At 72.3% G+C, this 26,893-nt stretch carries 16 protein-coding genes and 1 pseudogene; 8 read left to right on the forward strand and 9 right to left on the reverse strand.

The features are described 5' to 3' along the window. Positions 1-147: 147 nt before the first annotated feature. Positions 148-2,022 (forward strand): ATP-binding protein, encoded by a 1,875-nt coding sequence (locus tag WMF46_RS34210; RefSeq protein WP_437981038.1) that lies wholly within the window; start codon positions 148-150, stop codon positions 2,020-2,022. Continuing rightward, positions 2,019-4,274 (forward strand): ATP-binding protein, encoded by a 2,256-nt coding sequence (locus WMF46_RS34215; RefSeq protein ID WP_437981039.1) that lies wholly within the window; start codon positions 2,019-2,021, stop codon positions 4,272-4,274. The genes WMF46_RS34210 and WMF46_RS34215 overlap by 4 nt, the downstream gene beginning before the upstream one ends. Positions 4,275-4,347: 73 nt before the next feature. On the opposite strand, the gene WMF46_RS34220 is transcribed toward WMF46_RS34215, so the two are convergent. Together WMF46_RS34220 and WMF46_RS34225 are read right to left on the reverse strand one after the other, a co-directional pair. Then, positions 4,348-9,378: an AAA family ATPase gene (locus tag WMF46_RS34220; protein WP_437981040.1), complete on the reverse strand. Its 5,031-nt coding sequence runs from the start codon at positions 9,376-9,378 to the stop codon at positions 4,348-4,350. Between the two features lie 240 nt (positions 9,379-9,618). Next, the gene (locus tag WMF46_RS34225) at positions 9,619-11,919 is read right to left on the reverse strand and encodes a DUF3160 domain-containing protein (protein WP_437981041.1); all 2,301 of its coding nucleotides are present in this window, start codon (positions 11,917-11,919) and stop codon (positions 9,619-9,621) included. 371 nt (positions 11,920-12,290) lie between these two features. Between WMF46_RS34225 and WMF46_RS34230 the strand changes: the two genes are divergently transcribed. From WMF46_RS34230 to WMF46_RS34250, 5 genes and pseudogenes are all read left to right on the forward strand, one after another. Next, a complete protein-coding gene (locus tag WMF46_RS34230) occupies positions 12,291-12,917 on the forward strand; it encodes a glutathione S-transferase family protein (RefSeq protein WP_437981042.1) in 627 nt (208 codons plus the stop codon). A gap of 158 nt (positions 12,918-13,075) precedes the next feature. Then, positions 13,076-15,175 carry an ABC-F family ATP-binding cassette domain-containing protein gene (locus tag WMF46_RS34235; protein ID WP_437981043.1) on the forward strand — a complete coding sequence of 700 codons (2,100 nt, stop codon included), beginning with the start codon at positions 13,076-13,078 and terminating at the stop codon, positions 15,173-15,175. Next, positions 15,172-15,936: a glutaredoxin domain-containing protein gene (locus tag WMF46_RS34240; protein WP_437981044.1), complete on the forward strand. Its 765-nt coding sequence runs from the start codon at positions 15,172-15,174 to the stop codon at positions 15,934-15,936. Before WMF46_RS34235 ends, WMF46_RS34240 begins: the two co-directional genes overlap by 4 nt. Before the next feature lie 584 nt (positions 15,937-16,520). Further along, entirely contained in the window at positions 16,521-17,153 is a 633-nt protein-coding gene (locus WMF46_RS34245; protein WP_437981045.1) for a hypothetical protein, read from the forward strand. A gap of 341 nt (positions 17,154-17,494) precedes the next feature. Beyond that, positions 17,495-17,773, forward strand: a pseudogene (locus WMF46_RS34250) (M23 family metallopeptidase); the annotation flags it as partial. A 344-nt stretch (positions 17,774-18,117) separates the two neighbouring features. On the opposite strand, the gene WMF46_RS34255 reads toward WMF46_RS34250, so the two are convergent. From WMF46_RS34255 to WMF46_RS34270, 4 genes are all read right to left on the reverse strand, one after another. Further along, on the reverse strand, positions 18,118-18,552 hold the full coding sequence (locus tag WMF46_RS34255) for a hypothetical protein (protein ID WP_437981046.1): 435 nt from the start codon (positions 18,550-18,552) through the stop codon (positions 18,118-18,120). A 316-nt stretch (positions 18,553-18,868) separates the two neighbouring features. Continuing rightward, positions 18,869-19,639, reverse strand: coding sequence for a leucine-rich repeat domain-containing protein (locus WMF46_RS34260; RefSeq protein ID WP_437981047.1), 771 nt, complete (start codon positions 19,637-19,639; stop codon positions 18,869-18,871). Between the two features lie 75 nt (positions 19,640-19,714). Continuing rightward, positions 19,715-20,185 carry a ferritin-like domain-containing protein gene (locus WMF46_RS34265; RefSeq protein WP_437324392.1) on the reverse strand — a complete coding sequence of 157 codons (471 nt, stop codon included), beginning with the start codon at positions 20,183-20,185 and terminating at the stop codon, positions 19,715-19,717. Between the two features lie 490 nt (positions 20,186-20,675). Then, positions 20,676-20,894: a hypothetical protein gene (locus WMF46_RS34270; RefSeq protein ID WP_437543984.1), complete on the reverse strand. Its 219-nt coding sequence runs from the start codon at positions 20,892-20,894 to the stop codon at positions 20,676-20,678. A gap of 377 nt (positions 20,895-21,271) precedes the next feature. Between WMF46_RS34270 and WMF46_RS34275 the strand changes: the two genes are divergently transcribed. Beyond that, complete coding sequence (locus tag WMF46_RS34275) at positions 21,272-22,615, forward strand: DUF1552 domain-containing protein (RefSeq protein ID WP_437987962.1); 1,344 nt, start codon at positions 21,272-21,274, stop codon at positions 22,613-22,615. 66 nt (positions 22,616-22,681) lie between these two features. On the opposite strand, the gene prs is transcribed toward WMF46_RS34275, so the two are convergent. From prs to WMF46_RS34290, 3 genes are read right to left on the reverse strand one after another with little or no spacing between them, the layout of a single operon-like run. After that, complete coding sequence (gene prs, locus WMF46_RS34280; RefSeq protein WP_437981048.1) at positions 22,682-23,605, reverse strand: ribose-phosphate diphosphokinase; 924 nt, start codon at positions 23,603-23,605, stop codon at positions 22,682-22,684. Then, the gene (locus WMF46_RS34285) at positions 23,602-25,605 is read right to left on the reverse strand and encodes a class I SAM-dependent methyltransferase (protein WP_437981049.1); all 2,004 of its coding nucleotides are present in this window, start codon (positions 25,603-25,605) and stop codon (positions 23,602-23,604) included. The genes prs and WMF46_RS34285 overlap by 4 nt, the downstream gene beginning before the upstream one ends. Beyond that, positions 25,605-26,633 carry a LolA family protein gene (locus WMF46_RS34290; protein ID WP_437981050.1) on the reverse strand — a complete coding sequence of 343 codons (1,029 nt, stop codon included), beginning with the start codon at positions 26,631-26,633 and terminating at the stop codon, positions 25,605-25,607. Before WMF46_RS34290 ends, WMF46_RS34285 begins: the two co-directional genes overlap by 1 nt. Between the last annotated feature and the right edge of the window lie 260 nt (positions 26,634-26,893).

The raw sequence follows: 26,893 nt of genomic DNA on the forward strand, positions 1-26,893 counted from the left end.
ACGCCCGACGGTTCGGCTCGGCACGGGCGGTGAAAGCGCCGTCGCTCGTCCGCCACTCGGCGCTCACTCGGCGCGCATTCGCACGGTGGGTGCGCGCACTTCGCGCAGGGGCATGTCGAGGGCGGGCGTGAGGGGGAGCAGTCGAGCGTGCACGCGCACTACGGAGCGGGGGGTGACGGGGGCGGCGACCGACGCGCCGCGCCTTTGCCGGGCGACGCCGGGCTGTACTTTCTGGGGGCGCTGCACGAGCTCGTCGCCGTCGGCCTGCACCGCCCCGCGCTCGAGGCGCTGTGCGCGGGGCAGCGCGACCTCGCGGAGCCGCCCATCGACCGCGCCTACCTGCTCAAGATCCTCGACGAGGAGATCTGCCGGCAGTTCGGGCATCCGCTCCGGCCGCTCATCGAGCTCGTGCTCAACGCCGCCGACGCGGCCCGCGCGCCGCAGCCCGTCGTCGACGTCGCCGTCACCGACGGGCGCGTCGAGGTCAGCGACGCCGGCGCCGGCATGGGGCTCCGGGCAATCCTCTCACGGCTGCTCATCCCGTTCGCGACGGACAAGCGGCCAGGGATCGATCTCGGCCGGTTCGGGGTCGGGTTCTTTTCCGTGCTCGGGCTGGGGCTCTCGGATCCGGAGAGCTTCAGCCTGCACGTCACCACCGGCGACGGCGTCGAGGGATGGGCGATCCGCGTCGTGGCCTGGCCCAGCGCGGGCGACGCGGGCAGCGCTCCTGCGAGCGTCTCGGAGGAGCCCGGGCAAGCCCGCGGCCGCGCGTCGTCCGAGCTCACCGCCGCCCTGATGTGCTCGGTGCGCCGGATCGCGCCGCTGCTCGGGACGCGCGTGCGCGTCACCTCGGCGCTGCTCGAGACGGCCACGGTCCGCGCGTACCTGCGCGACGCGCTCCACTTCTTCCCCGCGAGCCGCGCCCTCGTGCTGCTCGACGGCGCGGCCGTGAACGACGGCCGGCTGATCTCCGGCGGGCAGCTCATCCAGGAGCGGGTCGAGGTCGCGCCGCAGCCCACCGGCGCGGCCGCGCTGGAGGCGCGGACCCACCTCGGCGACGCGCTCCTCGCGCGCTTCCACGTCGGCGGGCGAGGGCTGCTCCCGAGCATCTCGGCGGCCACCTTCCATGCCGGGGTCAAGGTCGATGCCTGCCTCGCCCTCGCCGAGCTCGCGCTCATCGATTTCCCGGCCGCCGTGGAGCTGACCGAGGGGCGAGACGCGCTCAAGGTCGGGCCCGAGTTCACCGCGGTCGCGACGGCCTTCTACCGGCGCCTCATCGAGCTCGCCGCGGCGAGCGGCGAGGGCCGGCGCACGCGCGACAGGCTCGCCGAGATGGCCGCCCAGATCAGCGCGCTCATGCTGCAATCCGCGGGCTGGGACGAGGTCGCCCTCGATCTCGCGCGCGCCCTGCTCGGCCCCGGGCGCTGCATGGTGACCCCCGAGCGGCGCGAGGCGCTGCTCGGGTTCCTCGGGCCGAGCGTGGCCGAGCGGCTGTTCGTGCCGGAGAGCTTCTGGGCGGAGCGCGAGTGGCAGCCGCACCTGCCCGGCGAGCGCGAGCTGCTCGAGGACGAGCTCGAGATCGACGCGCCGGAGACGCTCTCGGCCCTGGCGCGGCGCCGCGGCGACCTCTCTGGGCTGCCGCTGCTCGTCGCGCGGGCGACGAGCCCGCACACGACAATGGTCGCCCTCTGCCGGAGCCGGCTCCTGCCGGACCGCGGCGCGGGCGCGGCGGCGCGCCGGGCGCCGGGCGCGCCGCCGCTCCCCGACGCGCCGGGGCGGCGGCCGGCGGGGCCGCTGCCGTGCCTCGGCACGCGCCGGCTCCTGCTCATCCGCGACGACAGCGCGGCGGTGCGGCGCCCCTCGGGCTGGAGCGACTGGTACGCGCTGCGGGCCGCCTTCGACCGGGCCTCCGGGGTGCGCGAGGCCGATCTCGAGCGCGATCTCATCGTCGGCGAACCCGTGGACGGGACGGCCTTCGCGGCGCCCCGGCCCGGCGAAAGGACGTCTGGAGGCGAGCCATGACCCAGATCTCGTACGGGCTTTTCTCGGAGCTCTTGCTCGTGCGGATCCACGGGCGCGCCGAGGCCTACCTGCAGGCGAGCAGCGCCGAGCGCCTCGCGCTCGTCGCCGCCTGCCGCGGCGAGGCCACGGTGCCCGACCTCGCGCAGCGCATCCTCTCCCGCACCATCTACGCGCAGGCGTCGTCGCGGATCGGCCCGCTCCGCGAGCTGCTCCAGAACGCGCTCGACGCGTCGCCGCCGGGCGCCCGCATCGACGTCCGCTCGTCCGAGGACGGGCGCGAGATCTCGGTCACCGATCAGGGCCGCGGCATGAGCCGGACCGAGCTCCTCGCCGACCTGCTCGTGCCCTTCCGGAGCGGCAAGGCGGGCGAGCCCGACGCGATCGGCGAGCACGGGATCGGCTTCTTCTCCGTGCTCGAGATCGCGCCGTGGATCGAGGTGGTCACGGCGACGCCCTCGGGCGGGCACCGGCTGCTCGTCGCGCCGCTCGGCGGGGGGCCGCCCTACGAGGACTTCTCGTGGACGCTCCTGTCCCTGCCCCGCCCCCCGCCCGCGCCGTACGCGGACGGCGCCCGCGCGGGCGCCCCTGCGCGCCGTGTCGACGAGCGCGCCTCCGAGCCGCCCCGCCGCCCGACGACGGGCACCTCGGTGAGGCTGTCGCTCGCGCAGCCGATCTCGCGGCCCGCGCTCGCCGCGGAGGTCACCGCGGCGGTGGGGCTTGTCGACGCGACCGTCGCGCGGATCTACGTGGACGGCGCGCTCGTCAACACGGCGCGCGGGCGCCTCCGCCGCGCCGCCGAGGTGCCGCTCCGGCTCCCGCCGTCGGGCGAGCTCTGCGGCGCGGTCGAGCTGCTCGTGGGCCGGGGCGACGGCATCGAGCCGCAGCTCACGATCACCCAGAAGGGGCTCACGGTGACGACGCGGATCGATCCCTTCCCTGGCCCCGAGCTCGGGCTTCACCGCGAGCTGGCGCGGGCGATCACGGCGGCGGGCTTCGGTCTGGTCGCGGAGCTGCCGCTCGGCGTGCCGCTCAACAAGGGCCGCTCGGCGGTCGCGGCGACCGCGTCCACGGCGGTCGAGGCGGCGCTCGTCGCGGCCTTCGAGCGGTTCGTCCTGCGCGACGCCCTGTACGACCGCGAGCTCCTGCGCGCGGTCGATCACCGCCTCTCCTCGGTCCTCGACCGGCTCCTCCACGCGGCGCTGCTCGGCGAGAGCATCACGATCGCGTCCGCGCAGGCGGTGGACGAGCTCGATCCGGTCGCGCGCACCCCCACGGTGGCGGCGCCCGAGCAGGTCATCCGCTTCGCGAGCGGGCTGCTCGACGCGCCCCTCTTCCGGTCGATCGTCGTCGACTCCGGCCAGCGGCCCTCGGGGGCGGCGCTCTCCCCGCTCGGCCAGGTCCACTACCGGAGCGCGCCGCTGACGCTGCGCGAGCTGCTCCAGGCGCACCGGACCGGCGCGCTCCGCCCCCTCGAGGCCGCGCCGTCGCTGTCGTCGAGCCAGGTCCGCAGCACCGTCCGCTGGCCGCTCGGCGCCTCCGGTCCGGGGCCGGAGGCCGCCGGCGTGCGGTCCGGGGACCTCGTGTACCTCGCGCTCGACGAGCCGCTCGCGCAGGCGTTCTGGCGGCGCCTCGCGAGCGAGGGCGCGGCGTCGCAGCCCCTCCAGGCCGCCGCCGGGGCGCCTCCGCGGGCGCCGGGCGCCGCGCCGTGCCCGATGCCCCGCACCTCGCGCGAGGCGCTGCTCAAGACCGCGATCGACGTGCCCGGCGTCCGCGCCGTGGCCGCGGCCATGACGATCATCGAGCGGCTCGACGCGGTGATCTCCGAGTCCGCGGACCTCCCGGCGTCGCCGATCTGGGTGCACCAGGACCTCTACGGCCCCGACGAGATGGCGCACACCGACGGGAGCGGGATCAGCGTGAACCTCGCGTCGGCGCGGGTGCGGGCGCTGCTCACCGCGGTGCTCCTGCGCGACGACGCGGTCGCCTTCACGGCGCTGGCGGATCTCCTGCTCCACGAGAAGACCCACGTCTCGCTGGCGAGCTACGTCCCGCGCCCGACGGCCGAGCACGGCACGAGCTTCTACCGCCGCAAGGACTGGATGCGCCGCCGCCTGCTCGCGGCGATCGCGAGCGGCGCGGTCGCCGACCCGATGCGCTGGCTCGCGGTGGCGCGGCGAGGGCTCGCGAGCGCGGCGCTGCCGGCGCCGTCGGAGCTCTCGCAGGCGTTCCTGGCGGCGGCCGCAGCGGCATGATGCGTCGCCTTCTCCGGAGACCGGTGGTTCGACCGAGGGCGAGATCGCCGCGGCGGCGTCGCGCGAGCGCGCGCTATGCCGCGGCGGGTCTCCCCATCGCGTAGGCGATGCCGCTCTGGAGCGTCTGCTTCGTCACCATGCGCCCGAGATCGACGCCCATCGCCACGAGCGTCTGCGCCACCCTGGGGCTGATCCCGGTGAGCACCGCGCGGGCGCCGAGCAGCCTCAGCGCGTCCGCGGTGCGGATCAGCAGGCTCGCGACCTCGGTGTCGACGAGCTTCACGCCGGTGATGTCGATGATCACGACGCTGGCGCCCCTCGCCTGGACGCCCTGGAGCGCCGTCGCCATCAGCTGGAGCGCCCGCGGCGGGTCCACCGTCCCGACGAGCGGCATGACCACGACCCGATCGGAGATCGGGATGAGCGGCGTCGACATCTCCGCGAGCCGCTCGTCCTTGACCCGCAGGATCTCCTCCTGGAGCGCCGTGCGCATCGTCTCCGTGCGCTCGCGCTCCACGAGCTCGCGCGCGAGCCTGCCGTTGGCCTCCCGCAGCTCGGCGGTCCGGCGCCCGACCTCGCCCTCCAGCCCCTCGTTGGCGCGCCGCAGCTCGGCGCTCGCCGCCTCGACCTTCGCGTAGAGCAGCGCGTTCTCCACCGCGATCGCCGCCTGCGACGACAGCATCTCGCACACCTCCAGCCGCGACGCGGTGAACGCGCCGAACGCGGCGTTGTTCTCCAGGTAGAGCACGCCCGTGAGGCGGCCCCGGTGCGAGAGCGCGACGCACAGGACGGAGCGCGGGCGGCGCGCGATGACGTACGGATCGGCGGCGAAGCGGCTGTCCTGCGCGGCGGCGTTCAGGATGACGGGCTCCTTGGTCCTGGCCACGTAGCGCACCACCGCCTGGGCGATGTCGCCGCTCTGCTCGAGGGGGAGCGAGAGGCCCACGAGCACGCTGCTCGGCTCGACCGTGGCGGTCGCCTCGACGAGCAGCTGGCCTTCGCGCGCGAGCAGCAGCGCGCCCCGCTGCGCGCCGGCGCTCTCGAGGACGAGCCCCATCAGGCGCTCGAGCACGCGATCCAGCACGAGCTCGCCGGAGATGGTCTGCGCTGCCCGGAGGATCGTCGTCGCGTCGAGGAGCGCCGCGCTCTTCGACGTGGTGGTGGTGGGCAGCGACACCGACGTCAACCGTTCGCCTGACGGCGGCGCGGAGTCCTGGAGGAGATGGGCATGATGCTCCGCGAGGTGCGACGCCTTCGCGATCGCCCCCCAGCGCCGATAGGCGTCGTACGCCTCGGTCATGTGGACGCGCGCTGCCTTCACCTTCCCCGCGGCCGCGAGGAACTTCGCGCACAGCTCGTTCGCCAGCGCCTCCTCGTGGATGAACCCGCCCTGGCGCGCGCCGGAGATCGCCTCGTCGTAGCGCGCCATCGCCTCGACCTCCTTCCCGGCCACGCGCGCCGTCTCGGCGAGCACGAGCTGATGGCGGTGCCGGTAGTTGTCGGGGCAGCTCTCCGCGAGGAGCGAGAGCCGGGCCTCGTGCGCGGCGATCGCGGCGCCGTACCGCTCCCGCTCGGCCGCGTCCGGCAGCGCGAGCATCGAGAGCACGGCGTAGAAGGGAAGCATGTCCACGATCGGCATGTTTCCGGCAATGGCCATCATCGGCGCGGCGAGATCTGCCCGCGCAAGGGCCTCCCGCGGATCCTCGTAGAGGAACGCGAGCTGGGCCTTGGTCACGTGGTACCAGAGCGCGGCGAGCGGCAGGTCCCCCGGCGTCGCGGCGAAGGAGGCCTCGTCGAAGGTGTCGTCGCTCAGGGTGTCTCGGCTCTTGGTCTGTCCCGTGAGGTTCGCGACCATCTGCAGCATGATCTGCAGCGTCGCCGCGCAGTGCATGTCCTTGAGCCGTTGCACGAGCGCGAGGAGCTTCTCGATCACCTCGCCTACGTTCCCGAGCTCCTCGCCGAGGGCGATCCGCGCCTCGGCCATCTGGAAGCAGGCATAGGGCAGGAAGAAGTCGCCGGACTGCACGCCGGCGTCATAGGCTCGCTCGAAATAAGGCAGCGCCTCGCGGATGTGCCTGCAGCGATGGAGGGACATCGCAAACTGGGAGTTCAGCTTGCAGACCATCTCGCGGTTGTTGAGCTTGTCGTTGAGATCGATGGCGAGCTTGCCGAACTCGTAGCCCTCCCGGAAGCGGGCCTGGGCCACCGAGAGGAAGAACCCATACGTGATATAGCCGCTCGCGGAGCCCTCCGAGTGGCCGTACTTCAGGGAGAGGTTGACCTGCCTGGCGAGGAGGAAAGCAAAGAGGGGGTGCTTCGTCACATACGCGGCATTGAGCATGATGACGAGGAACTTCATGAGGGCCCGCTTGTCCGGGTCCGTCATCAGGGGCGCGTCGATGAGCTCCTCGATCCGGCGCCCGCCGAGGCCGGCCTGCACGTCCGCGAGCTCCGCCTCCACGACCGCCGCGATCTGCTCGCCGCTCTCCGGCAGCTCGATCCCGAAGTGCGCGAGGCCCGAAAGCCCGGCGGCCATGGCGTCCGCATAACGCCCCTGCGCCATGTACACCGTCATGCGCAGCTCGTGGATGCGCACCTTCTCCATCCGCTCTCGCGCACGGCCGAGCAGGACGTCGCACCGCGCGAGCGCGCGCTCGAAGCGGCGGGTCAGGAACTCGCACTCGGCCAGATCCATGTTGAGCGCGAGGGTCAGCTCGCCGCCCTGCTCCCAGCCGTCGGCGAGCCCGTCGAGGAGCGAGATCCCGGCGTCCAGGTAGCTGAACGCCGCCTCGAAGGCCGCCGCGGACCTCGCCTTCCGGCCGATCGCGAGGTTCATCCTAGCGAGCTCGATCCGCTCGTCCTCGGAGCCAAGCAGGCTGGCGCCCAGGTTCATGTGGTCGACGATCGCGAACGTCTCGCCGTCGCCGCTCGCTCCCTCGCGGCGGGCGAGCAAGAGCCGTCCGAGCCTGAGGTGCACTTCGGGCCTCCGCGCGGGCTCGATCAGGGCGTAGGCGGCCTCCTGCACGCGATCGTGGAGGAACTGATAGGAGACGTTGCAGGCCGGCTGCTCCGGGATGTCCGCGTCTCGCGCGACGCCATCATGGTAAAACCGGTAGTCGGCGCCGAGGGGCAGGACGAGCCCCTCGTCGATCGCCCCCCACAGGTGCGCGGCCGTCTCCGCGAGGGGCCTCTCGCGAGCGAGCGCGAGCGTCTCCAGATCGAACTGGTGCCCGAAGCACGCGGCGAGCTTCAAAGCTTCCTGGGTCTCGGCCGGGAGCCTTCGCAGGCTGTCCACCATGAACTCGACAACGTTCTCCGCGATGGGCGTGTCCTGGATACGCCGGAGGTCCCAGGTCCATGCCTCCGCGCTCCGGTCCAGCGTGATGAGCTGCTGCTCGCGGAGCCGCCGGAGCAGCTGGGTCAGGTAGAACGGGTTGCCGTGCACCTTCTCGAACAGGAGCGAGGCGAGCGGCGCCGCGCGCTCGGGCTCGCAGTGCAGGGTGTCGGACAGGAGCTGGTTCACGTCGGCGAGGCCGAGAGGCCCGAGGGGCAGCTCGGAGACGGTCGCGCCGGCGCTCCGGATATCGCTGAGGGCGAACGAGAGCGGGTGTCCCTCATCGACCTCCTGATCCCGGGCCGCGCCGATCACCAGCAGATGAGCGCCGCCCGTGTTGCTCAGGATGACCTTGAGCAGGTTCAGCGAAGCTGGATCGGCCCACTGCAGGTCGTCGAGGAACAAGGCGAACGGGCGCTCGGAGGACCCGAGCGCCCTCATGAAGCGTTGAAACACCATGTGGCAGCGGCCCTGCGCCTCGGTCGGCCCGAGCTCCGGTACGCTCGGCTGCGGCCCGATCAGCCATGAGAGCTCGGGGACGAGATCGACCATGACTTGCCCGTTCTCCCCGAGCGCCGTTGTGATCCGGTCTCTCCAGCCCTTCAGCGCCTCCGCCGGCTCCACCATGATCTGCCGGATCAGCTCCCGGAGCGCCTGCTGGAAAGGGGCATACGGGACATTCCGGTCGAGCTGATCGGCTTTGCCGGCGATGAAGTACCCTCCGCGCAGGTGCGCGACGGCGTGCCGTATCTCCTTGATCAGTACGGACTTGCCGACGCCGGCAGGGCCCCTGACCATCACGAGCTCGGTCGCCCCCTGCGCCGCGCGCTCGAAGGCGGACAGGAGCGCGGCGGTCTCCGCCTCGCGGCCATAGAGCTTCTGCGGGATGCAGAGCTCGGCGGAGAGATCGTGCCCTCCGAGGCGGAACGGCTCGACCCGCCCCGCCCGCACGAGCTGAGACAGGCAGGCCTCGAGATCGACGCGGAGGCCGTGAGCGCTCTGGTACCGGTCCTCGGGGGCCTTGGACAGGAGCTTCATGACGATGTCCGACACCGCCCTTGGGACGTCGGGTGACACCTTGCACGGCGAGGTCGGTGTCCTCGCGATGTGGCTGTGCACGAGCTCCACGGAGTCGACCGCTCGAAAAGGCAGAGACCTCGTGAGCATCTCGTACAGCGTGACGCCGAGGGAGTAGAGGTCGGAGCGGTGATCGACGAGGCGGCTCGTGCGGCCGGTCTGCTCGGGCGAGATGTACGCGAGCGTACCTTCGAGCGATTCAGGGCTGCCGATCGCCTGGACCTCCTGGGCGAGGCGCGCCGAGATGCCGAAATCGATGAGCCTGATCGCCTTCGACTCCAGATCGAGGAGGACATTGTGCGGCTTGACGTCCCTGTGGACGATGCGCCTTTGATGGAGGGACTCGAGGATGGCCGCGAGGGCGATGGCGACCTCCAACGTGGTCCGGAGATCGAGGCCTGTTTCACGCAGGATGTCGCAGAGCACCCGCCCGCCGGTATCCTCCATGACGAGCGCCACGCCGCGCTCGGACGTCGCGAGCCCATGAACCCTCGGGACACCGGCGATCGCGAGCTCCCTGAGGATCGCGTGCTCGTGCCGCAGCGTCGCGAGCTCTGTCGGGTCGGGGAGCTCGGCCTTCAGCCGCTTGACAATGACCTTCGCGCCATCCTGCTTCCGGTAACCACGGTGAACGACGACGCTCCTGCCTTCGTGAACCACGTCCGTGAGCGCGTACTCGGACAGACTGATCATGCGCGTTCCCGCGACGTTCGCTCGCCCGGTCTCTCCCCTGAACCGGATGGCAACGCAGCGATCCCCCTTGTTCAGGTATCGCAGGGCCTGATGCAAAATTGCAATGGAGATGTGTACACGACGGTCTGTCTGCGCCTCGAAGCGAGCGGGCAGACAAACCATGATCACCCTGACGCGCCGGCACAACACGACACAATTCCAGCGAAGTGGAATCGTTCCGGCGCGCTTCCCCGAGCAGGCTCAGCGGGAGACGAGGTCCTTCATCCAGGCGACGTCGTCAGGCGTCGCCTGGTGGAGCTCGCCGGCCCACTCCTCGTCGGTCATGCGCTCGAAGCCCTCGGTGATCTTCTCGAAGTACGAGGAGGCGAGCCCCACGAAGGCGCGCGGCGTGCCGCACGGATCGGCGGTGACGACCATGAGCCGCGGTCGGCCGGTGCCCACGTGCAGCACGCGCCCGACCGGCGCCCCGCCCTCGTCGGTCGGCTGCGTGTGCACGTCGGCGATCGTCGGATCCTCGGCCACGGTCTGGAAGACGTCGAAGAAGAGCTCGGCATACCAGCCCACCGCCCCCTCGTCCGAGCCGCAGCCGCGCTGGATCTGGACGGCCTGGTTGATGAAATCGAGGTGCTCCTGGGTGAGGGGCACCCCGGCGCGCTCGTTCTCGGCCATCTCGCCGAGCGTCCGCGCGACGCTCTGCAGCTTCGCGAAATACGCCGGCACCCGCTGCTCCAGCAGCGACGAGGGCGGCGCGCCCGGCAGCGACGGCGCGCCCGACAGATCGAGCGCCTCGACGGCGCGGCTGCCTTGCTCCGCCAGCTCGGCGATGCGCGCGAAGAACGCCGGGTACGGGTCGACGTAGGCGTCCGGGAACTCGCACGTGGCGCCGCTCGTGTACGACTGCTTGGCGTAGAGCAGCGTGTCGTGCCGGAGCTCGGCCCACGAGGCGAGCTGGGTGTTCAGGAGGCGCCGGCCCCACGCCTCGGTCTTCGCCACCGCGGGCAGCCCGGTCGTGTCGGCGAGCGCCTTCGCCGGCGACAGCTCTCGCAGCGCGCCGAGCCAGTGGTTGTAAAGGTTCTTGCTCCAGAAGTCGCCGGGGTGCGCGTCGACGAGCACGCGCATCATGTGCAGGTCCGGCGCGTAGGGGAACTTCCCGAGCTCGGGCGCGAGCAGCTGACCCGCCTGATCGTTGCCGAGCGCGGCGAAGCCCACGTCGAGCGGGCTCGGCATCATGCGCTTGACGGCGCCGCCCTTCACCCGGTCGTAGACCACGTTCGAGAAGACATGCGAGTCGACGACGTACCGCTGGCCGAGCAGCGCGAAGCTCGACGAGAGCGGCATCGTGCCCTTGCCGAGCCCGTTGATCATGATGTGGCTCGAGATCCGCTGCGTCCCGTGGCCCTTCTTCACCACGACGTCGATGATCTGCTCGTCCGGGAGCCCGGCGAGGCCGGCGGCGCCGGCGAGGCCGAGGTCCTTGAGCAGGACGTCCAGCTCGGGCAGCGTCATGTAGTCGCTCTCGCCGACGAAGGCCTGGACCGTGTCGTCGATGCGCGTGTACCGGGCGAGGGTGCCCTCGTCGGCGAGGGCGCGCAGCACATAGGCGCCCTCGAGCTGCCGCCGCTGCAGGACCTGCGTGCCGTCCTGCTGGGTCTCGAGGAAGCGGAAGTCGACGCGGCCGAGCCACATCATGCTGCGGAAGTAGCGCTGGAGCGCCGGCGAGTCGGTGTAGTGGCCGCGGGGCTCGAACTGCGAGAAGTCCATGATCCTCTCGGAGCCGAAGAGGCGCACCTTGCCCGCGCCCTGGTGCGCCTTGGCGCCCGCGACGAGCTCGTCGATCTTCGCGCCGTCGGCGCCCGCCACGGGCGCGACGGGCGCGTCGCTCAGCAGCGAGAGCGCCACGGCGGTGAAGAGGTCCGCGTCGGCGCGCGCCTCGGCGCCGAGCTCGCCGCCGGCGCCCGCGGCGAGCCGCGCGCGCATCTCCTCGAGCATCGCCCCGAGCTCCGGCGCGAGCGCGGCGAGCTCCACGCCCTTCAGGATCGCGTCGTACGAGCGGTGGACCGCGTACAGGATGGAGTCGGCGGACACGTAGAGCGGCAGATCGAGCGCATAGATGCTCGCGTAGCCGTAAACGAAGGTCGGAAAGGCCTTCTTCTCCGAGATGACGAAGCCGCTCGCGGAGAGCTTCGCGAGCTCGTCCTCGTCGAGGGCGAGCGAGGTGCCCTGGACGAGCGAGAGGCCCTCCGCGTCCGCAGGCGCGTAGGGCAGGCCCGTGGCGAAGGGGACGGCGTACCTCGCGGCGAAGTCCTCGGCGGTCATGTTCGCCGAGGAGTCCTGCTCGTCGAGCAGCGCGCTGAGCTCCGCCTGCTGCTCGGGCCCGAGCGGCCCCGGCGGCTGCTCCGACTGCGTACCGCCGGTCTGCGTGCCGCCGGTCTGCGTGCCGCCGGTCTGCGTGCCGCCGGTGTCGGTCTGCTGGCTGCTCTCGCCGGAGCAGCCGCCGGCGAGGGCGAGGAGGATCGGAACGACGTGAAAGTGAAGAAGCATTTTGCGCATCGTGTTTCCCTTCCAGAGCGCGGCTCCGGTGCGCGGAGCGCGGCGCCCCCGCTACGGGCAAGGACAGTGCCGCGGGCGCGAGGCGCGCTCCCCTCTTCGTCCACAACAGGAAAGATCTGCTCGGATACAGCAGGATACGGCACCATCGCGAGGATGCGCTGCTGAGGAGGACTGGCACGATGTCGCCGCGCCGGGATCAGGTGGGGTCATTCGAGGCTTGCGCTGCGTGGAGAGGGCGTGGTGAGACCGTGAATGGGAACATCGCTGTTTCGACGGGGCCCCGAGGAAACTTGTCGGTCCCATGCACGATGAGCGTGACGGCGGCGAATCGGATCCACTACAAGGGGCGCCGGAGGCGAACCATGACCATCACGTTCTATTACTCCCCCCAATCGAGCGCTGGGCGCATCCGCCTGACGCTCGCCGAGCTCGGTGTCCCCCACGAGGCCGTCCGGGTCGATCTGCGCGCCGGCGACCAGAGGAAGCCGGAGTTCCTCGCCCTCAACCCCAATGGCCAGGTGCCGACCCTCGTGATCGACGGCACCCCGATGTTCGAGTCGGTGGCGATCCAGATCGCCCTCGGCGAGCGCTACGGCGTCGAGAAGGGCCTGTGGCCGGCCCCCGGCTCGCCCGAGCAGCTGACGGCCCTGACGTGGCTCGTCTGGGGCCAGGTCAACCTGACCAGCGCCCTGTTCCGCTACATCAAGAACACGAGCGACTGGTTCCCCAAGGAGCAGCAAGACGCGAAGCAGGCCGAGGCGGCGCTGACCGAGGCGCGCGGCCTGCTCCGCATCCTCGACGGCCGCCTCGACGGCCGCCAGTACCTCACCGGCGAGCGCTGTACCCTGGTGGATCTCGACCTCGCGTCCGTTCTCGGCTGGGGCCTTCAGGCGGGCAAGATCGACATCTCCGAGCTGAAGAGCTTGAAGGGATGGCTCGGCCGCATGATGGAGCGCCCGGCCGTGAAGGCGGTCATGGCCGAGGGCTGAGCCCGAGCGCCTCGCTCGCCCGGGCGGGCGAGGCGCGCCCCCGCCTCTTCATCGCCCGCGCGGCGAGCGCTCACGGTCATCCACGCTGTCCGCGCGGTGTGGGCCCCGCGCCCCGAGCGCCCTTGCGCGCGCCGGACACATGCTAGAACTCGGCCGCAATGACGGTCCTCCAGGTCGCCGACCTCAGCTTCGGTTACGGCGCGGACAGGCTCTTCCAGGGCATCACCTTCTCCCTGGAGCAAGGCCAGCGCGCCGCGCTCGTCGCCCCGAACGGCGCGGGCAAATCGACGCTGCTCCGCCTCGTCACCCGCGAGCTCACCCCCGACACGGGCTCGGTCGTGATCCGCAAGGGGATCCGGTTCGCGTACTTCCGGCAGTCGCACGAGCTCGCGGCCCAGGGCACGGTGCTCGACGCCTTCCTCTCCGGGTTCTCCGAGGTGCTCGAGCTGCGCCACGCCCTCACCGCGGCGCAGCACGCGGCCGCCAGCGGCAGCGAGGCCGATCTCGCCCGCCTCAGCGATCTCACCGACCGCTACCACATCGCCGGCGGCGACGATCTCGAGCGCCGCGTGGAGATCATCGCGGCCCACCTCGGGTTCTCGCCCGCCGACATGGATCGCCCCGTCTCGAGCCTGTCCGGCGGCGAGCGCGGGCGCCTGCAGCTCGGCGTCGTGCTCGCCATCGAGCCCGATCTCTTGCTGCTCGACGAGCCCACGAACCACCTCGACATCGAGACCATCACCTGGCTCGAGAAGCACCTCGCGGGCCTCGGCGGCGCGCTCCTCTGCGTCTCGCACGACCGCGCGTTCCTCGATGCCGTCTGCCCGCACACGTTCGAGCTCGGGCAGCGCAGCTTCCGCGCCTACCCGCTCAAGTACAGCGACTACGCCGTCGCCCGCGAGGAGGACCTCGCCCGGGAGCGGGAGCTCGCCGAGCGGCAGGAGGCGTTCGTCTCCAAGACCGAGGACTTCATCCGGCGCAACATCGCCGGCCAGAAGACGAAGCAGGCGCAGAGCCGGCGCAAGATGCTCGAGAAGCTCGAGACGATCGACCGGCCCGAGGACGTGTGGGCGACCGCCGAGAGGGTCCGGTTCCGGTTCGCGCCCGCGCCGCGCAGCGGGGACATCGTGCTCGACGCGCGCGGGCTCGGCGCCTCGCGCGGCGGGCGCACGCTCTTCTCCGGCGTGGACCTCCTCCTGCGGCGCGGCGACCGCGTCGGCATCGTGGGGCCCAACGGGACCGGCAAATCGACGCTGCTCAAGCTGCTCGCCGGCGCGGGCGCGCCCGAGGACGCGGGCGACGTGCGGCGCGGGACGAACCTCTGCCAGGGCTACTTCGACCAGCACCTCGGCTCGCTCGACCCGTCGAGGACCGCGGTCGAGGAGATCCGCAGCGTGCGGGCCGACATGAACGTCGACGCGACACGCCAGTACCTGTCGCGCTTCCGGTTCTACGGGGACGACGCGCTCCGGAAGGTGCAGGGCTTCTCCGGCGGCGAGCGGAGCCGGCTCGCGCTCGGCAAGCTGCTCCTCGAGCCGCGCAACCTGCTCTTCCTCGACGAGCCGACGAACCACCTCGACATCCCCGCCGCCGAGATCCTCGAGGAGGCGCTCGCGGGCTTCGAGGGCACGGTGCTGCTCGTCTCGCACGACCGGCGGTTCCTGGAGGCGGTGACGACGCGCGTCGTCGCGGTGCGCGAGGGGCGCGTGGACATCTACCCCGGCGGCTTCCGCGACTACCGCGACAACCTCGAGAAGCTCGCGGCCGAGGCGGAGGAGGCGGAGCGCGCGCGCGAGGAGGGCGAGAGGGCGAAGGGCGCGCGGGGAGCGCGGAAGACAGCGAGCGCGCCGCCGCCGCGCGAGGAGCCGCGGGCGGAGGCGGCGGACCGGGGCGCGAAGGCGCCTGGCCGCGCGGTGCGGCGGAGCGGCGCGACGATGCCACCGCCGGACGACGCGGGCGCGGGCGACGCGGCGGCGCGCCGGCGGGCGTTCGAGAGCGACAAGGCGGCGGCGCGGGCGACGGAGCGCAAGCGCAAGCGGGTCAAGGAGCTGGAGGCGGAGATCGCGGCGGGCGAGTCGCGGCTCGCGGAGATGCGCGAGGCGCTCAAGCAGGACCCGGGCGGCGACTGGGCGAAGCTCGCGGCGGCGGCGCGCGAGGAGCAGGCGCTCGCGAAGCGCGTCGACGCGGCGATGGCGGAGTGGATGGCGCTCAGCGAGGAGCTCGGGGCCTCGGCGACGACGGCGGGAGGCGAGGCGTGAAGCGGCGGGCGGGGGGGTCGCGGGGGGCGCGGATCGCGGGGGTGCTGCTCGCGCTCGCCGCGGCGGCGCTCGGCCCGGCATGCAAGGAGAAGCGCGACGACGGCACCACGCCCGCGCAGGCCGTCGCCGAGCTGCCGCCGCTCGAGCTCCGCGACGACACGGCGAACCTGATGCTGACGTGGATCGACGAGAAGGGCGACACGCACGTCGAGCTGCGCCCGGCCGACGTGCCGGCCGAGGGCCGCGCGCTCGTGCGCGCCATGCTCTCCGACCGGACGGAGGGGACGCGGGACGCGTTCTACGTCGCGGATCTGACGCAGAAGCGGCCGGACGGCACGTATGCGGTCAGGACGATGCCGCGGAGGGAATGGGAGTCGCTGCTGGAGAAGCGGCGCGCCGAGCACATCGCAAAGACGGCGCCGCCGCCCGCGGCGCCGGGCCCCGGCGGCTCTGCGGGCGCCGGCGCGCCGGGCGCGCCGAGCCACCTCGCGGGGGTCACGGTGATCATCTACGGAGCCTCGTGGTGCAAGCCGTGCCACCAGGCCGCGGACTACCTGCGCTCGAAGGGGATCGCCGCGGTGGTGAAGGACATCGAGGAGGACGCGGGCGCGGCCGCGGAGATGCAGGACAAGCTCGCGAAGAGCCACCAGCGCGGGGGCAGCATCCCGATCATCGACGTGCGGGGGCAGATCCTCGTGGGGTTCAGCCCGGGGGCCATCGACCAGGCGCTCGCGCGGGCGGCGGGCGGGACGACGCTCTGAGGGGGCGGCGGCGAGCCTCCGCGCTCGTCAGGGGCGTGGCCGGCTCGGGTCGCGGAGGGCGCGGGCGGCTCCGCCCGCAGCCCTGCGCACGCTGACCGCCCCAGAGCGGCCCTAACTCGTGCTCCGCCATCTCTTCCTATGGCAGAGTCCTTGTCTCCCGGGCTTCACGGCGTCACCCCCGCCACCGCCGGTAGGCAGAGCGACTCATTCAAGCCTCAGTTGTTCATCTGGCGCGAGGGCCGGAGGGGCAGCGGTGCCTACGTGTATCATGAATCCTCCCGTCACCCATCACAGGAAGAATCCGAAGCTTGAGCAGGATCGCGGGGGCTCACCGATACAGCCTCATCGAGCGTTGAGCCAGCACGAGGTCGTTACAGACACCGAAGAACGGGTCGTGTTCCGGGGGTACGTCCAAGGCTCACCCCGCGCGGCATCCGCAGTCTGGATCGACCCTGGCCTCGCTTGACACGCTGGCTCGTGAAACCGTCTCGCACGGCGTTTGGTCGTCCGGATCACACCCGAGCGACATCGTGCTCGCGTGCCGCCATCCCCTGGCCACGCATGCAGGTTCTCGACTAGAATCGATGATCTCCCGCTCGGGAGGGGCCATGCGCGGCGTGCCTCTTGTTGTATCCATCCTCCTCTCTGTCGCGGTCGCCGCGTGCGACCAGGCCGCGCCTCCGGCCGAGACGCCGCCCGATCCAGCGGCCGCCCAGCCGCTGTCCGCGGCGGTGACGCCGGTGATCTCGGTCGTCACCTGGCCGCCGGCCGCCTCGGTCGACCGGACCGCGCTCGCGGCGCTCCCGAAGACGGCGGCCCACGCCGCCAGGGCCTCGCGGGTCCCGGTGCTCGTGCCGTCGCGGCGCGAGCTCCTCGCGGCGCCGGTCCTCGTTGCCAGGGAGCACTGGACCTCGTTCTGGGCAAAGACGGACGCGATCACCGTCTCGCTCACGATGACCCGCCTCTCGCGCAAATATCCAAGCATTCCACCATTCCGGGGGCCCCGCGCCGTGCGCGGGGCGCCTGCGTTCGTCACGGCGAACGAGGGAATCTGGAGCGCCTCGTGGATCGAGAATGGCGTCTCGTACGCGCTCGACGTCGAGTGCGCCTCCCCGGAGGCGCCGGCCTGCGCCTCGGACGCGCTCGTCCTCGATCTCGCCTCGGGGCTCGTCTATGTGGGCGGCGACGAGCCCAGGGCCGCGGGAGACATGCCATGATCGCGCCGCTCCGCCCGCCGCGCCCCTGCCCCGCCGCGCTCGCCTCGCTGATCGCGACAGCCACGCTCGCGCTCGCGGTCGCGCTCCCGACGAGCGCCGCCGCGGCCGATCCGTTCTCGTACCGTCCGGCCGGCGAGCTCCTCCCAGGCTCTGGAGAGGGGCGCGCCGACGACGTCGTGTATGCGCCCTCCATGCGCTTTCCGCTCGAGGAGGGCCCGGCGTTCGCCAACTCCCAGGTCTACAGCAAAGGCGGGAGCGCGGGCCCGGCCGGTGGACAGTGCGATACGGACAACTACGCCTATCCGTGGCACGACAACTACTGCGAGGCGCGCTCGTGGGAGATGCCTCTCTGCCCCTCCGGCACAGGGCACCAGGGGCAGGACATCCGGCCGGCGACGTGCGAGGCGGGGAGACACTGGGTCGTCGCGGTGGTCGACGGCACCATCACGAGCGTCGGCGGCTACTCTGTCTACCTGACCGGCGAGGATGGGACTCGCTACGACTACCTGCACATGTCCGATGTCCAGGTCTCGCCCGGCCAGGACGTCTCGCGGGGAGAGCGCATCGGGCGGGTGTCCAACGTCTACGGGAGCACGCCGACGACCATTCACCTGCACTTCAACGTGCGGCAGTCCGTGAGCGGCGTCGGCGTGGTCTACGTGCCGCCCTACACATCGCTCGTCGCCTCGTACGAGGCGCTGCTCAACGAGCCTCCCGAGGGCGCCCTCGAGACAGCCGGCTGCAGCGGTATCGCGGGATGGACCCGCGACCCGGACGCGGAGAGCGCGCCGGGCGACGCGCGGCTCTACTTCGACGTCCCCGCGACCGAGGAGGGCGCGGAGGGCTACAGCTTCCCCGCGGACGTGCGCCGCGACGACCTCTGCGAGCCGCTCGGCTCGTGCGCGCACGGCTTCGAGGCGCCGATGCCGCTCAGCCTGCTCGGGGGCGAGCACGCGGTCCACGCCTATGGGATCGACGGCTTGAGCGGCGAGGAGGTGGAGCTCGAGGGGAGCCCGAGGGCCCTCGAGTGCCCGCTCGATCTGCCCTCCGGCGTGAGGCGACCGCTCGGCGGCGACGGCGCGCTGGACGCCTGGGGGTTCTCGCGGTTCTGGGACGTCGCCAGCGCGCCGGACGCTGCGCTCCAGGCGCTGCCGGAGGGCGACGTGTTCCCCTCGTCGCCGCTGCTCGTGCGCGGCGACGACGGCGCGGCCTCCCTCTGGCTGATCGACGGCGCCGAGCGGCGGGCCGTGCCGGATGCCGATGCGGCGGCCGCCTGGCATCTCGAGCCGGGCGAGGCCGTCGTGTGGCCGGCAGCGAGGCTCGCCGCGTTGCCGCTCGGGCCGGCGCTGCGGCCGCGCCCGTTCCTTGTGCGGGGCTCCGGGCCGGCGCTCCACGTCATCGACGCGCCGCCGCTGCCGGGCGAAGGCGGCGGCGCGAGTGCCGGCGGGGCCGGCGAGGCCGGCTCCGGGGGCGCTCCTGCCACCGGAGACGTGGAGGAGGGCGCGCCCGGCACGAACGTCGGCGTTCACGGGCAGCTGCGCTGCGAGTGCGGCGCAGCCGGCGCGGGCGCCGCGGGCTCCGCCGGGGCGGGCTGGCAGCTCGGGCTCTTCGCAATGGCGGCGCTCGGCGCGGCCCGCAGGCGGCGGCGCTCCGCGCGACGCGCAGGCGGCGGCGCTCCGCGCGACGCGCAGGCGGCGGCGCGAGGGCCGGCCGCCTCAGCCTTCGTGGATCTTGATCCCGGGGATCGACCGGAGCGGGCTCGCGTCCTCGACCCGCGAGCCCTCGAGGTAGACGTTCTTCAGGCTCTTGAGCTCGCGCAGCGGCGACACGTCGCTCACCCGCGTCCGCTTCATCTGGAGCATCTCGAGCTTCTTCAGGCCGGCGAGCGGGCTCACGTCGGTCACCTCGGTCTCGTCGAGCTGGAGCTCGGTGAGGCTGGTGAGGCCGGCGAGCGGCGAGAGGTCGGCGACCGGCGTGCGGCCGATGTCGAGCCGGTCGAGCTTGACCAGGCCGGAGAGCGGCGAGAGGTCCTTGACCAGGGTCGCCGAGACACGCAGCGACTCCAGCCGGAGCAGGCCCTTGATCGGGCGGAGATCGTCGATCTTGCCCGGCGGCAGGTAGAGCCCTTTGAGGCCCGTGAGCTCGGGGAAGAGGCACGGATCGAGCTCGTCGAGCCCCTGGGCGTCCGACAGGTTCATGGTCTTGATGTTCTTGAGCTCGGCGCGCTTGATCGGCCCCTCGGGCTTCTGGAGCTGCTGCCGCACCTTGGCCTCGAGCGCCGGATGAGAGAAGGTCACCGGATCGCTCTTGGTGCACTCCACCTCTTGCTTCTTCGGCGGCGCGCTGGCCGTGGCTGCGGGGCTCGCGGCAGGAGGCGCGTCGGCGGGCTTCGCAGCAGAAGGCGCGGCCGAGGCCGCTGCCGCAACGGGCTTCTGGGGCTCGTCGCAGCCGAGGAGGAGAAGGGCAACGCCAAGGGATGCAAGCACGAGAGGGCGAATCATCGCCGCGATGATACACGAGACGATGGAAGAAAGCCGCGTCTTCCAAAGGGCGCTGGCGCGCTACAGCGGCAACAGCAAAAGCCCTTGTCGCGAGTCGAGCTGCTCGGAGAACCAGTCCCGGTGGCGCCGCTCCACCGCGAGCGAGTGCCGGAGGACGTCGCGCGCGCGCTCGGAGAGGCCTTCGCGGAACGATATCATCCGCTCGTAAGCAGCGCAGCTGTCCTCCTCGTAATGCCTCATCGCCTCGAGGATCGCGCGATCTCCGACCATCCCGTTCGTCAGCGCCTTGCTCTTCAGCTTGGGTCGAACGGCGCTCTCCACCGGCGGCTCGCCGAGCTCGTGGGCCAGGGCGGCGAGCACCTCGAGGTGACGCTCGTGATCGTGAAGGAAGCTCGCGAGCCGGCTCTTGTCGCCTGGTCGGCTCATCCGCGAGAGCGCCGCTGCGAGCGCGTCCACCGTGGACCAGTTGAGCTCGATCAGTTCCGTCAAGGACCCGATGAACGCGGCTTCGCCGCCGATCACGGACGCCATGGAATATCGCTCCTCTCGTCGCGGAAGCGGACCGCCCGCGTGAAGAGGGAGGTGGGCGGGTGCTTCTCCAGGCCTTCGATGCTCGCAAGCCCGGTGCCGGAGCCCGCCTGTGCAGCCGCTATCCATCGCTGCGCGCGCGTCGTCCAGGAAACCCGCGGTTCTCCGCGCTTGTCGCCCGCCGCCGCGCCCGAGACGGCCCGCTAAAGGGCCCGCGCTCGAGGGGATGCGAAGACTCAACCCAGATCGAGGCCGCGGTCGCAGCGCTGGGTCGAGCGCGCGCCGGACCAGGACGGAGCCGTGACGCGCCGGGGCGCGATCGGCGCATGCTCACGCCGCGCCAGGCAGCGAAGCGCGAGCACGTCCTGGACATGAGCGCATCTCCACCCGAAGCGCCCGAAGCGCGAAGGCGGCGTCGTCCAGGTCAGGATCAGGAGAGGAGAGATGGACTTCGGTCGAGAGCGCTCCGGCGGCGCGCTCGGCGGAGATGCCGCTACTTCTTGCCAAAAAGGCCGCCGAGCGAGCCTGCGAGGCCGCCGACGTCGAGGTTGGCGATGGCGGGGGCCGCCGCGCCGAGCGCGGTTTCGACGTGGGCGGCGAGCGGCGCGGGGAGCTTCTCTTTCAGGAAACCGACCACCGTCTCCACGGCCACGCGGGCCTTGTCTTCCGAGATGCCAACCTTCTCTGCGACCTGTCGTACCAGCTCGTCCATGGCCTCGACGCTCATCCTTTCTGCGCGAGCCGCGCATCCGGGGCGAGCATCCACGCGCCGATCGGCGCCGGCAAGGGAATTCGGCGCCGCGCTCGACGACGTGGCCCCTCGCACCAGCGCGCGGCGGCATGTGCTCTCGTGGTCAGCCGCATCGCGGCGGGCCCCGCACGACAATCCCCCTGGTCATTTCGTAAAGGGTGTTGTTGAATCACGGGGTCTCAGCGTGCCCGGTGCGGGCGAGGAGCGAGAACGATGTCCGGGTCCTCAGGTCACGAACCTGCGCGCCTCGTCGAGCGCACCCGGACGGACGGTTTCCTCCACATGGCTGCTTGAAAGGAGCGTGGGGTATGTCGACATTCCGCTTGAGCCGGCGCGCCATGCTGCGAGGCGCCGGCGCCATCGCCGTCGCGCTCCCGTGGCTGGAGATCATGGGACCCGAGCGCCCGGCGCACGCGCAACCCGCCCCCGCCCGGCGCTTCCTCGCCGTCTACACGCCCGGCGGGACCCTGATCGACCGCTGGCGTCCGACCGGCACCGAGACGAGCTTCACCCTGGGCCCCATCCTGGCGCCGCTCGCGCCGGTGCAGGACCGGCTGCTCGTCGTCGACGGCCTCGACATGAAGAGCGCGCGCGGGGAGCAGCACCAGTGCGGGATCATCGCCTGGCTCACGGGCACGGATCAGATGACCACCTCGACCGGCTACGCGAGGGGGCCGTCCATCGATCAGGTGATCGCCTCCCGGATCTCCGCCGGTCAGATGGCGAAGGCGAGCGTCCAGGTCGCGGTGCGCTGGGGGACGGGCAAGTCCCACGGCCTGATGTCGCCGATGAACATCGCCAACTTCGAGGACACCGCGCCACACAGCCCCATCCCGCCGCGCCTCGATCCGGTGGAGATCTTCACCGAGCTCTTCGGCACGCTGGACCCCGGCGCCAGCAACGACGCCGCCCTCCGCCTCGCGCGGAAGCGATCGATCCTCGACTACCTCGACCGGCGCTACGCCGGCCTCTCCGCGCGGCTCGGCGCGGCCGACAGGCAGAAGCTCGACCAGCACCTGACGAAGATCCGCGAGATCGAGCAGGGCCTCGGCAGCGCGCCGGCCACGACGAGCGCTTGCCGGGCCCCGATGAGGGTCGACACGTCCGACTACAACCCGAGCGCGGGGCTCGACGCGGACGACCCCGGCTCGATCGTGGACAGCTCGACCGACGCGGCGATCCCCAAGGTGGGCAAGCTGATGACGGACATGCTGGTGATGGCGCTCGCCTGCGACATCACCGCGGTCGGCACCCTGCAGTGGAGCGACACCGAGGCGAAGCACACGTTGCCGTGGCTGAACCTGACCGAGCACCACCATTTCTACCAGGAAATGGGCGGCTTCAGGCCGGCCGAGTGCGAGCTCATCTACACCTGGTACTCGGAGCAGCACCTCTATCTCTTGCAGGAGATGGACAAGGTCGACATGGGCGGGCACTCGCTGCTCGACGAGAGCGTCGTCTTCTTCGGATCCGAGATCTCGGATCCGCCGACCCACGCGAAGAAGGACATGCCGTTCCTGCTGGCCGGCGGCGGCGGGGGCCTGCGCACCGGACGCTGGGTCCGGTACCCGAGCCTCCCGCACAACAACCTGCTCGTCTCGATCTTGAACCTGTTCGGCGACACCCGGACCACGTTCGGCTCGCGTGAGTACTGCACCGGGCCGCTCACGAACCTCACGTAGGCATTTGCCGCGATGCCTGGCTGAAGGCGGGGTTCGCCGCCTGAATCGCCGCTCGCCGGAGGTGCCCTAGGTCTCCCGCTCGAGCGCGCGCACCAGCAGCGGCGCCACCGAGTGGAGGGCGCCGGGCGCATCGACGAGCTGCTGGCTGCCAGGGTGCGAGTCGGTCCCGAGCAGCGTCGTGAACACGGAAGCCTTCCTGATCTTCTCGAGCGAGTCGCCCGGCAAGACGAGGTGGCTCGCGACGGCGTGAACCTTGGACGCGCCGGCGGCGAGGTAGGCGCGCCCCGCCTGGACGAGCGATGAGCCGGTGCGGACCATGTCATCGTAGATGACGACCTCGCGGCCCGAGACATCGGCGTTGATGCCGGTCACGCCGACGCCGTCGCCTCTCCGCTCCTTGTACACGAACGCCGGCTCGACGCCGAGGCCGCGGGCGAGGCTCTGCACCCATTTGGCCCGACCGGCGTCCGTCGCCGCCAGCACGTACGGGCGATCGCCCATCAGCTCGCGGACCGCCTGCGTGATGAGCGGAGCGCCGTAGAGGTGGCGCGTCACGTGCGAGTCGCTGAAGTAGAACTCGATGCCATCGGTGTGCAGATCGAAGAGGAAGATGCGCGTGCCCGCGTCGCACGAGGGGATCGCCGAGATGAGCCGCGCCCGCGTCTTCGCGGTCACCACCTCGCCCGGCTTCACGGCCCTCTCCATGGTCGCGTAGCCGAAATAAGGCATCACGATGGAGAGCGACCGCGCGCCTGCGCGCGAGATGGCGCAGCCGAGGTCGTAGATCTCCAGCCAGTCGAGGTCCCGGGGGGCGCCGCCGAGCAGGACCACGTCGCGCCCCCAGCAGTCGACCGCGACGCGCAGGTAGCGCTCGCCGTCGGGGAAGCTCTTGCGCTCGACGAGGCCGCGCTCGAAGTCGCCCGCGGCCAGGAAGGCAGCTTCGAGGTAGCTGTACGAGCTGATCGTGATGAGCAGGCGCCGCTGGCTCATCGCGCACCTCGGCGGGTCGTCCGGGCCGGAGCGGCGGGCCCTCGGCGCGCGCCCCGGGCAGCCGGGGCCTTCGCTGCCCTCGCGGGCGGCGCGGCTTTCGGGAACGGCGCGGCCTTCCCTGCCTTCGCGAACGGCGCGGCCTTCGCGGGCGGCGCAGCCTTCCCTGCCTTCGCGGGCGGCGCGCCCTCTCGGGCCCTCACGGACGGCGCGCCCACGCTGGCGAGGACGCTCTTCAGGTGGGACTCCGCGCCTGGTTCGCTGGGAAAATCGACGGGATCGGGGAGGTCTTTCATCTGCACGACGTCGCATCCTGCTTCACGCGCGGCCTCGTGCAAATGACGCCGGAACCTGGCGCGCACGATGCCGCGGTGGTTGGTGCAGGCGAGCAGCCTGCCGCCCGGGGCGAGCACGCGGAAGGCGAGCGCGGCGAGCGCGCCGAAATCGCTCGCAGCGCTGAAGCGGCTCTTCTTCGTGGTCGCGAAGCTCGGCGGATCGAGCACGACAAGGTCGAAGCGCCGGTCGGACTGGGCGGCGGCCTTCAGCCACGGGAACACGTCGGCCTCGACAACGACGTGCGCCGCCGGGTCCGCGCCGATCGCGGCGAGGTTGTCTCGCGCCCAGGCGACAACGCCCCGGGACACGTCGACCGTCACGCTCTCGCGCGCGCCGCCGGCCACGGCCGCCACGGTGAACGCCCCCGTGTAGGCGAACAGGTTCAGCACCCGGGCCCCCCGGGCCAGCTCCCGCACCCGCCGCCGGTTCTCGCGCTGGTCGAGGAAGATGCCGGTCGAGAGCCCGTCGCCGAGCCGCACCTTGAACGGCAAGCCGTGCTCGAGGACGGTGAACTCCTCCGGGGCGTCCTCCCCCCGGACGGCGTGCCGCGGCGCGAACTCCTCGCGCCGCGCGTCGACGATGACGCTCGCGTGCTTCGGGCGCGCCTTGAGGTAGACGCCCTTCGCCCCGAGCCGGTGGGCCGCGTCGAGCACGAGGTCCCGCGGCGGCGCGCCCGGCTCGCCCTCGCCCACGCCGAACAGCGACACGACGAGGTGCTCGCCGTACAGATCGACGGAGACGGAGGGGAGGCCGTCACCCGCGCCATGGACGAGCCGGAGCGCCGTCGTGTCGCCGGCGCGCGCGATCCCGTACCGCCGCTCGGCGGCCTCGCGCATGGCGCGCTCGACGGCCGCGACGCCGCCCGCGTACGGATCCGCCGGCGCGGCCGCGAGCCACGCCTCGAAGACCGCAGGCAGCTGCGAGCGGAAGGTCGCGGCCGCGCCCGTTGCCGGGTGATCGAGGCGGAGCTCGGCGGCGTGCAGGAGCAGGCGCGGGGCCTCGGGGCCGCCGTAGAGCGGATCGCCGGCGATGGGGAGGCCGATCGCCGCGAGCTGCACCCGGAGCTGATGCGTGCGTCCTGTCTCGGGCCGGAGCTCGAGCAGGGCGCGGTCGCCGCGGCGCTCGAGGAGGCGATAACGGGTGATCGCCAGCACGCCGCTCGCGGCCCGATCCTCCCGCTTCGCGGCCCGATCCTCCCGCTTCGCGGCCCGATCCTCCCGCCCGGCGGCCCGATCCTCTCTAGCCCCGCCGGTCTCGGCGAGCGCGCGCATCGCACCTCCCGGCGCCGGGACGAGGCGGTGCCGCAGGGTGCCGCGCGGCGGGCGATCGCCGAAGCCGGAGACCGCGGCGACGTACGTCTTCTGCACCGTGCGCCCCTCGAACTGCCGTGCGACGGCGGCGTTCGCCTCGCGCCGCCGCGTGAACAGGAGGACGCCCGACGTGTCGCGATCGAGCCGCTGGTGGATCCCGAGGTACGCCTCCGCGTCGCCCCGGCCGCGGAGGAAGGCGCGGAGGCGCGTCACCATGTCGTCGATCCGCTCCGCCTCCGGCGCGTGCGTGGACAGGCCAGCCGGCTTATCGACGACGAGGAGATCGCCGTCCTCGGCGAGGATCCACGCCGGATGGATGTCGGGAAAGAGCTCCGAGAGCGAGAGGCGCGGGGTCATCAGTTCTGCTTGACGTCGGTGCCGGGCGGCGCCGTGAACTGGAACTCCGCCGGATCGATCGACGCGGGCTGCGACGCGTTCTCGAAGTCGAACCGGTTCCGGTTGCCCTGCGCGTCGACGATGAGGACGCGGCGCACGACGCCAGGGTCCTTCTTCGCGAGGAGCGCCTTGTCGATATAGAACATCACGACTTCGTAGTGGGGAGTCGGCGCGCGCGGCTTGCCGACGAGCACGGGGCCGCCCTCGAACTTCGCCTTCTCGTTGAAGGTGAACGTGAACGACGGGCGGAGCCCGTGGCCCATGAGGAACGAGAGGGCGCCCGGATACTCCGAGTTCTGCACCGGCGTGACGAACATCTGCCGGTCCTCGGCGACGTAGACCTTGAGCGACACGCCGTCGGAGACGATGCGGTTCTGGTTCGGCGGATCGTAGCGAAACGAGATCCTGTCCGGCTTCTGGACCGACAGCGCGCCGCTCTGCTTCTTGACGGCCCCCGAGACCTTCTGCGTGTGCTCCTGCTTGAAGCGGGCGACGTACGTCTTCTTGCCCACGAAGATCGCGTCGACCTCGGCCGCGACGGCGTCCGCGGATCCCGCCGCGGCGGGCGGCACCGCGGGCGGCGCCGCCGTGCCGGGCGCGGGCGCGGAGGTCGCCGCCGGCGCCTCGGCGCCCCCTCCGCCCGCGTCGCGCGCCGCCGCGTCGCCGACGGGCGTCCCCGCGTCGCGCGCCGCCGTCGCGGCGCCCGCGTCCTCGCGCTTCCGGCCCGCGTCCTCCGCCGGCGCGCCCGCGTCGGCCGGCACCGCCGCGTCCGTCGCCGCCGGAGCCCCCGCGCCGGGGGCCGCCGCGGGGGCGCTTGCCTGCGGCGGCGCGTCGGCCGGCTGCGGCGGCGCGGCGGCCGGCTGCGGCAGGGACTGCGCGGCGGAGGGCGAGGCGTCGGGCGCCGCGCCGGCGGGAGCGGGCGGCGCGTCGCAGGCCGCCACGACCAGGGCAACGGCCGGGACGAGGGCGACGAGGCGGAGGCGGTTCATCGAAGAGCTCGCTTTCAAGGAGAGTGCGTCGCGTGTTCTAGGACAGGTAGGGCCGAGGTGGTAGCGCCGACCTCCACCGCCCCGGTCCCTGCGCCGGCGGCATCGACCGCGATCTCGCGTCGTCGCGGGGGCGCTCACGGCCGTCGTCGCTCGAAAAATGGGGCCGCGCCGAGGGCAGGGACGCCGACGCTGGCCGGAGCACGCCAAGGGACGCCGGAGATCCCCACGGCGGCGGAACGGCGGCGGAACGACGGCGCGAC

The organism is Sorangium sp. So ce117 (genome assembly GCF_051524395.1).
Lineage (GTDB): Bacteria > Myxococcota_A > Polyangia > Polyangiales > Polyangiaceae > Sorangium > Sorangium cellulosum_B.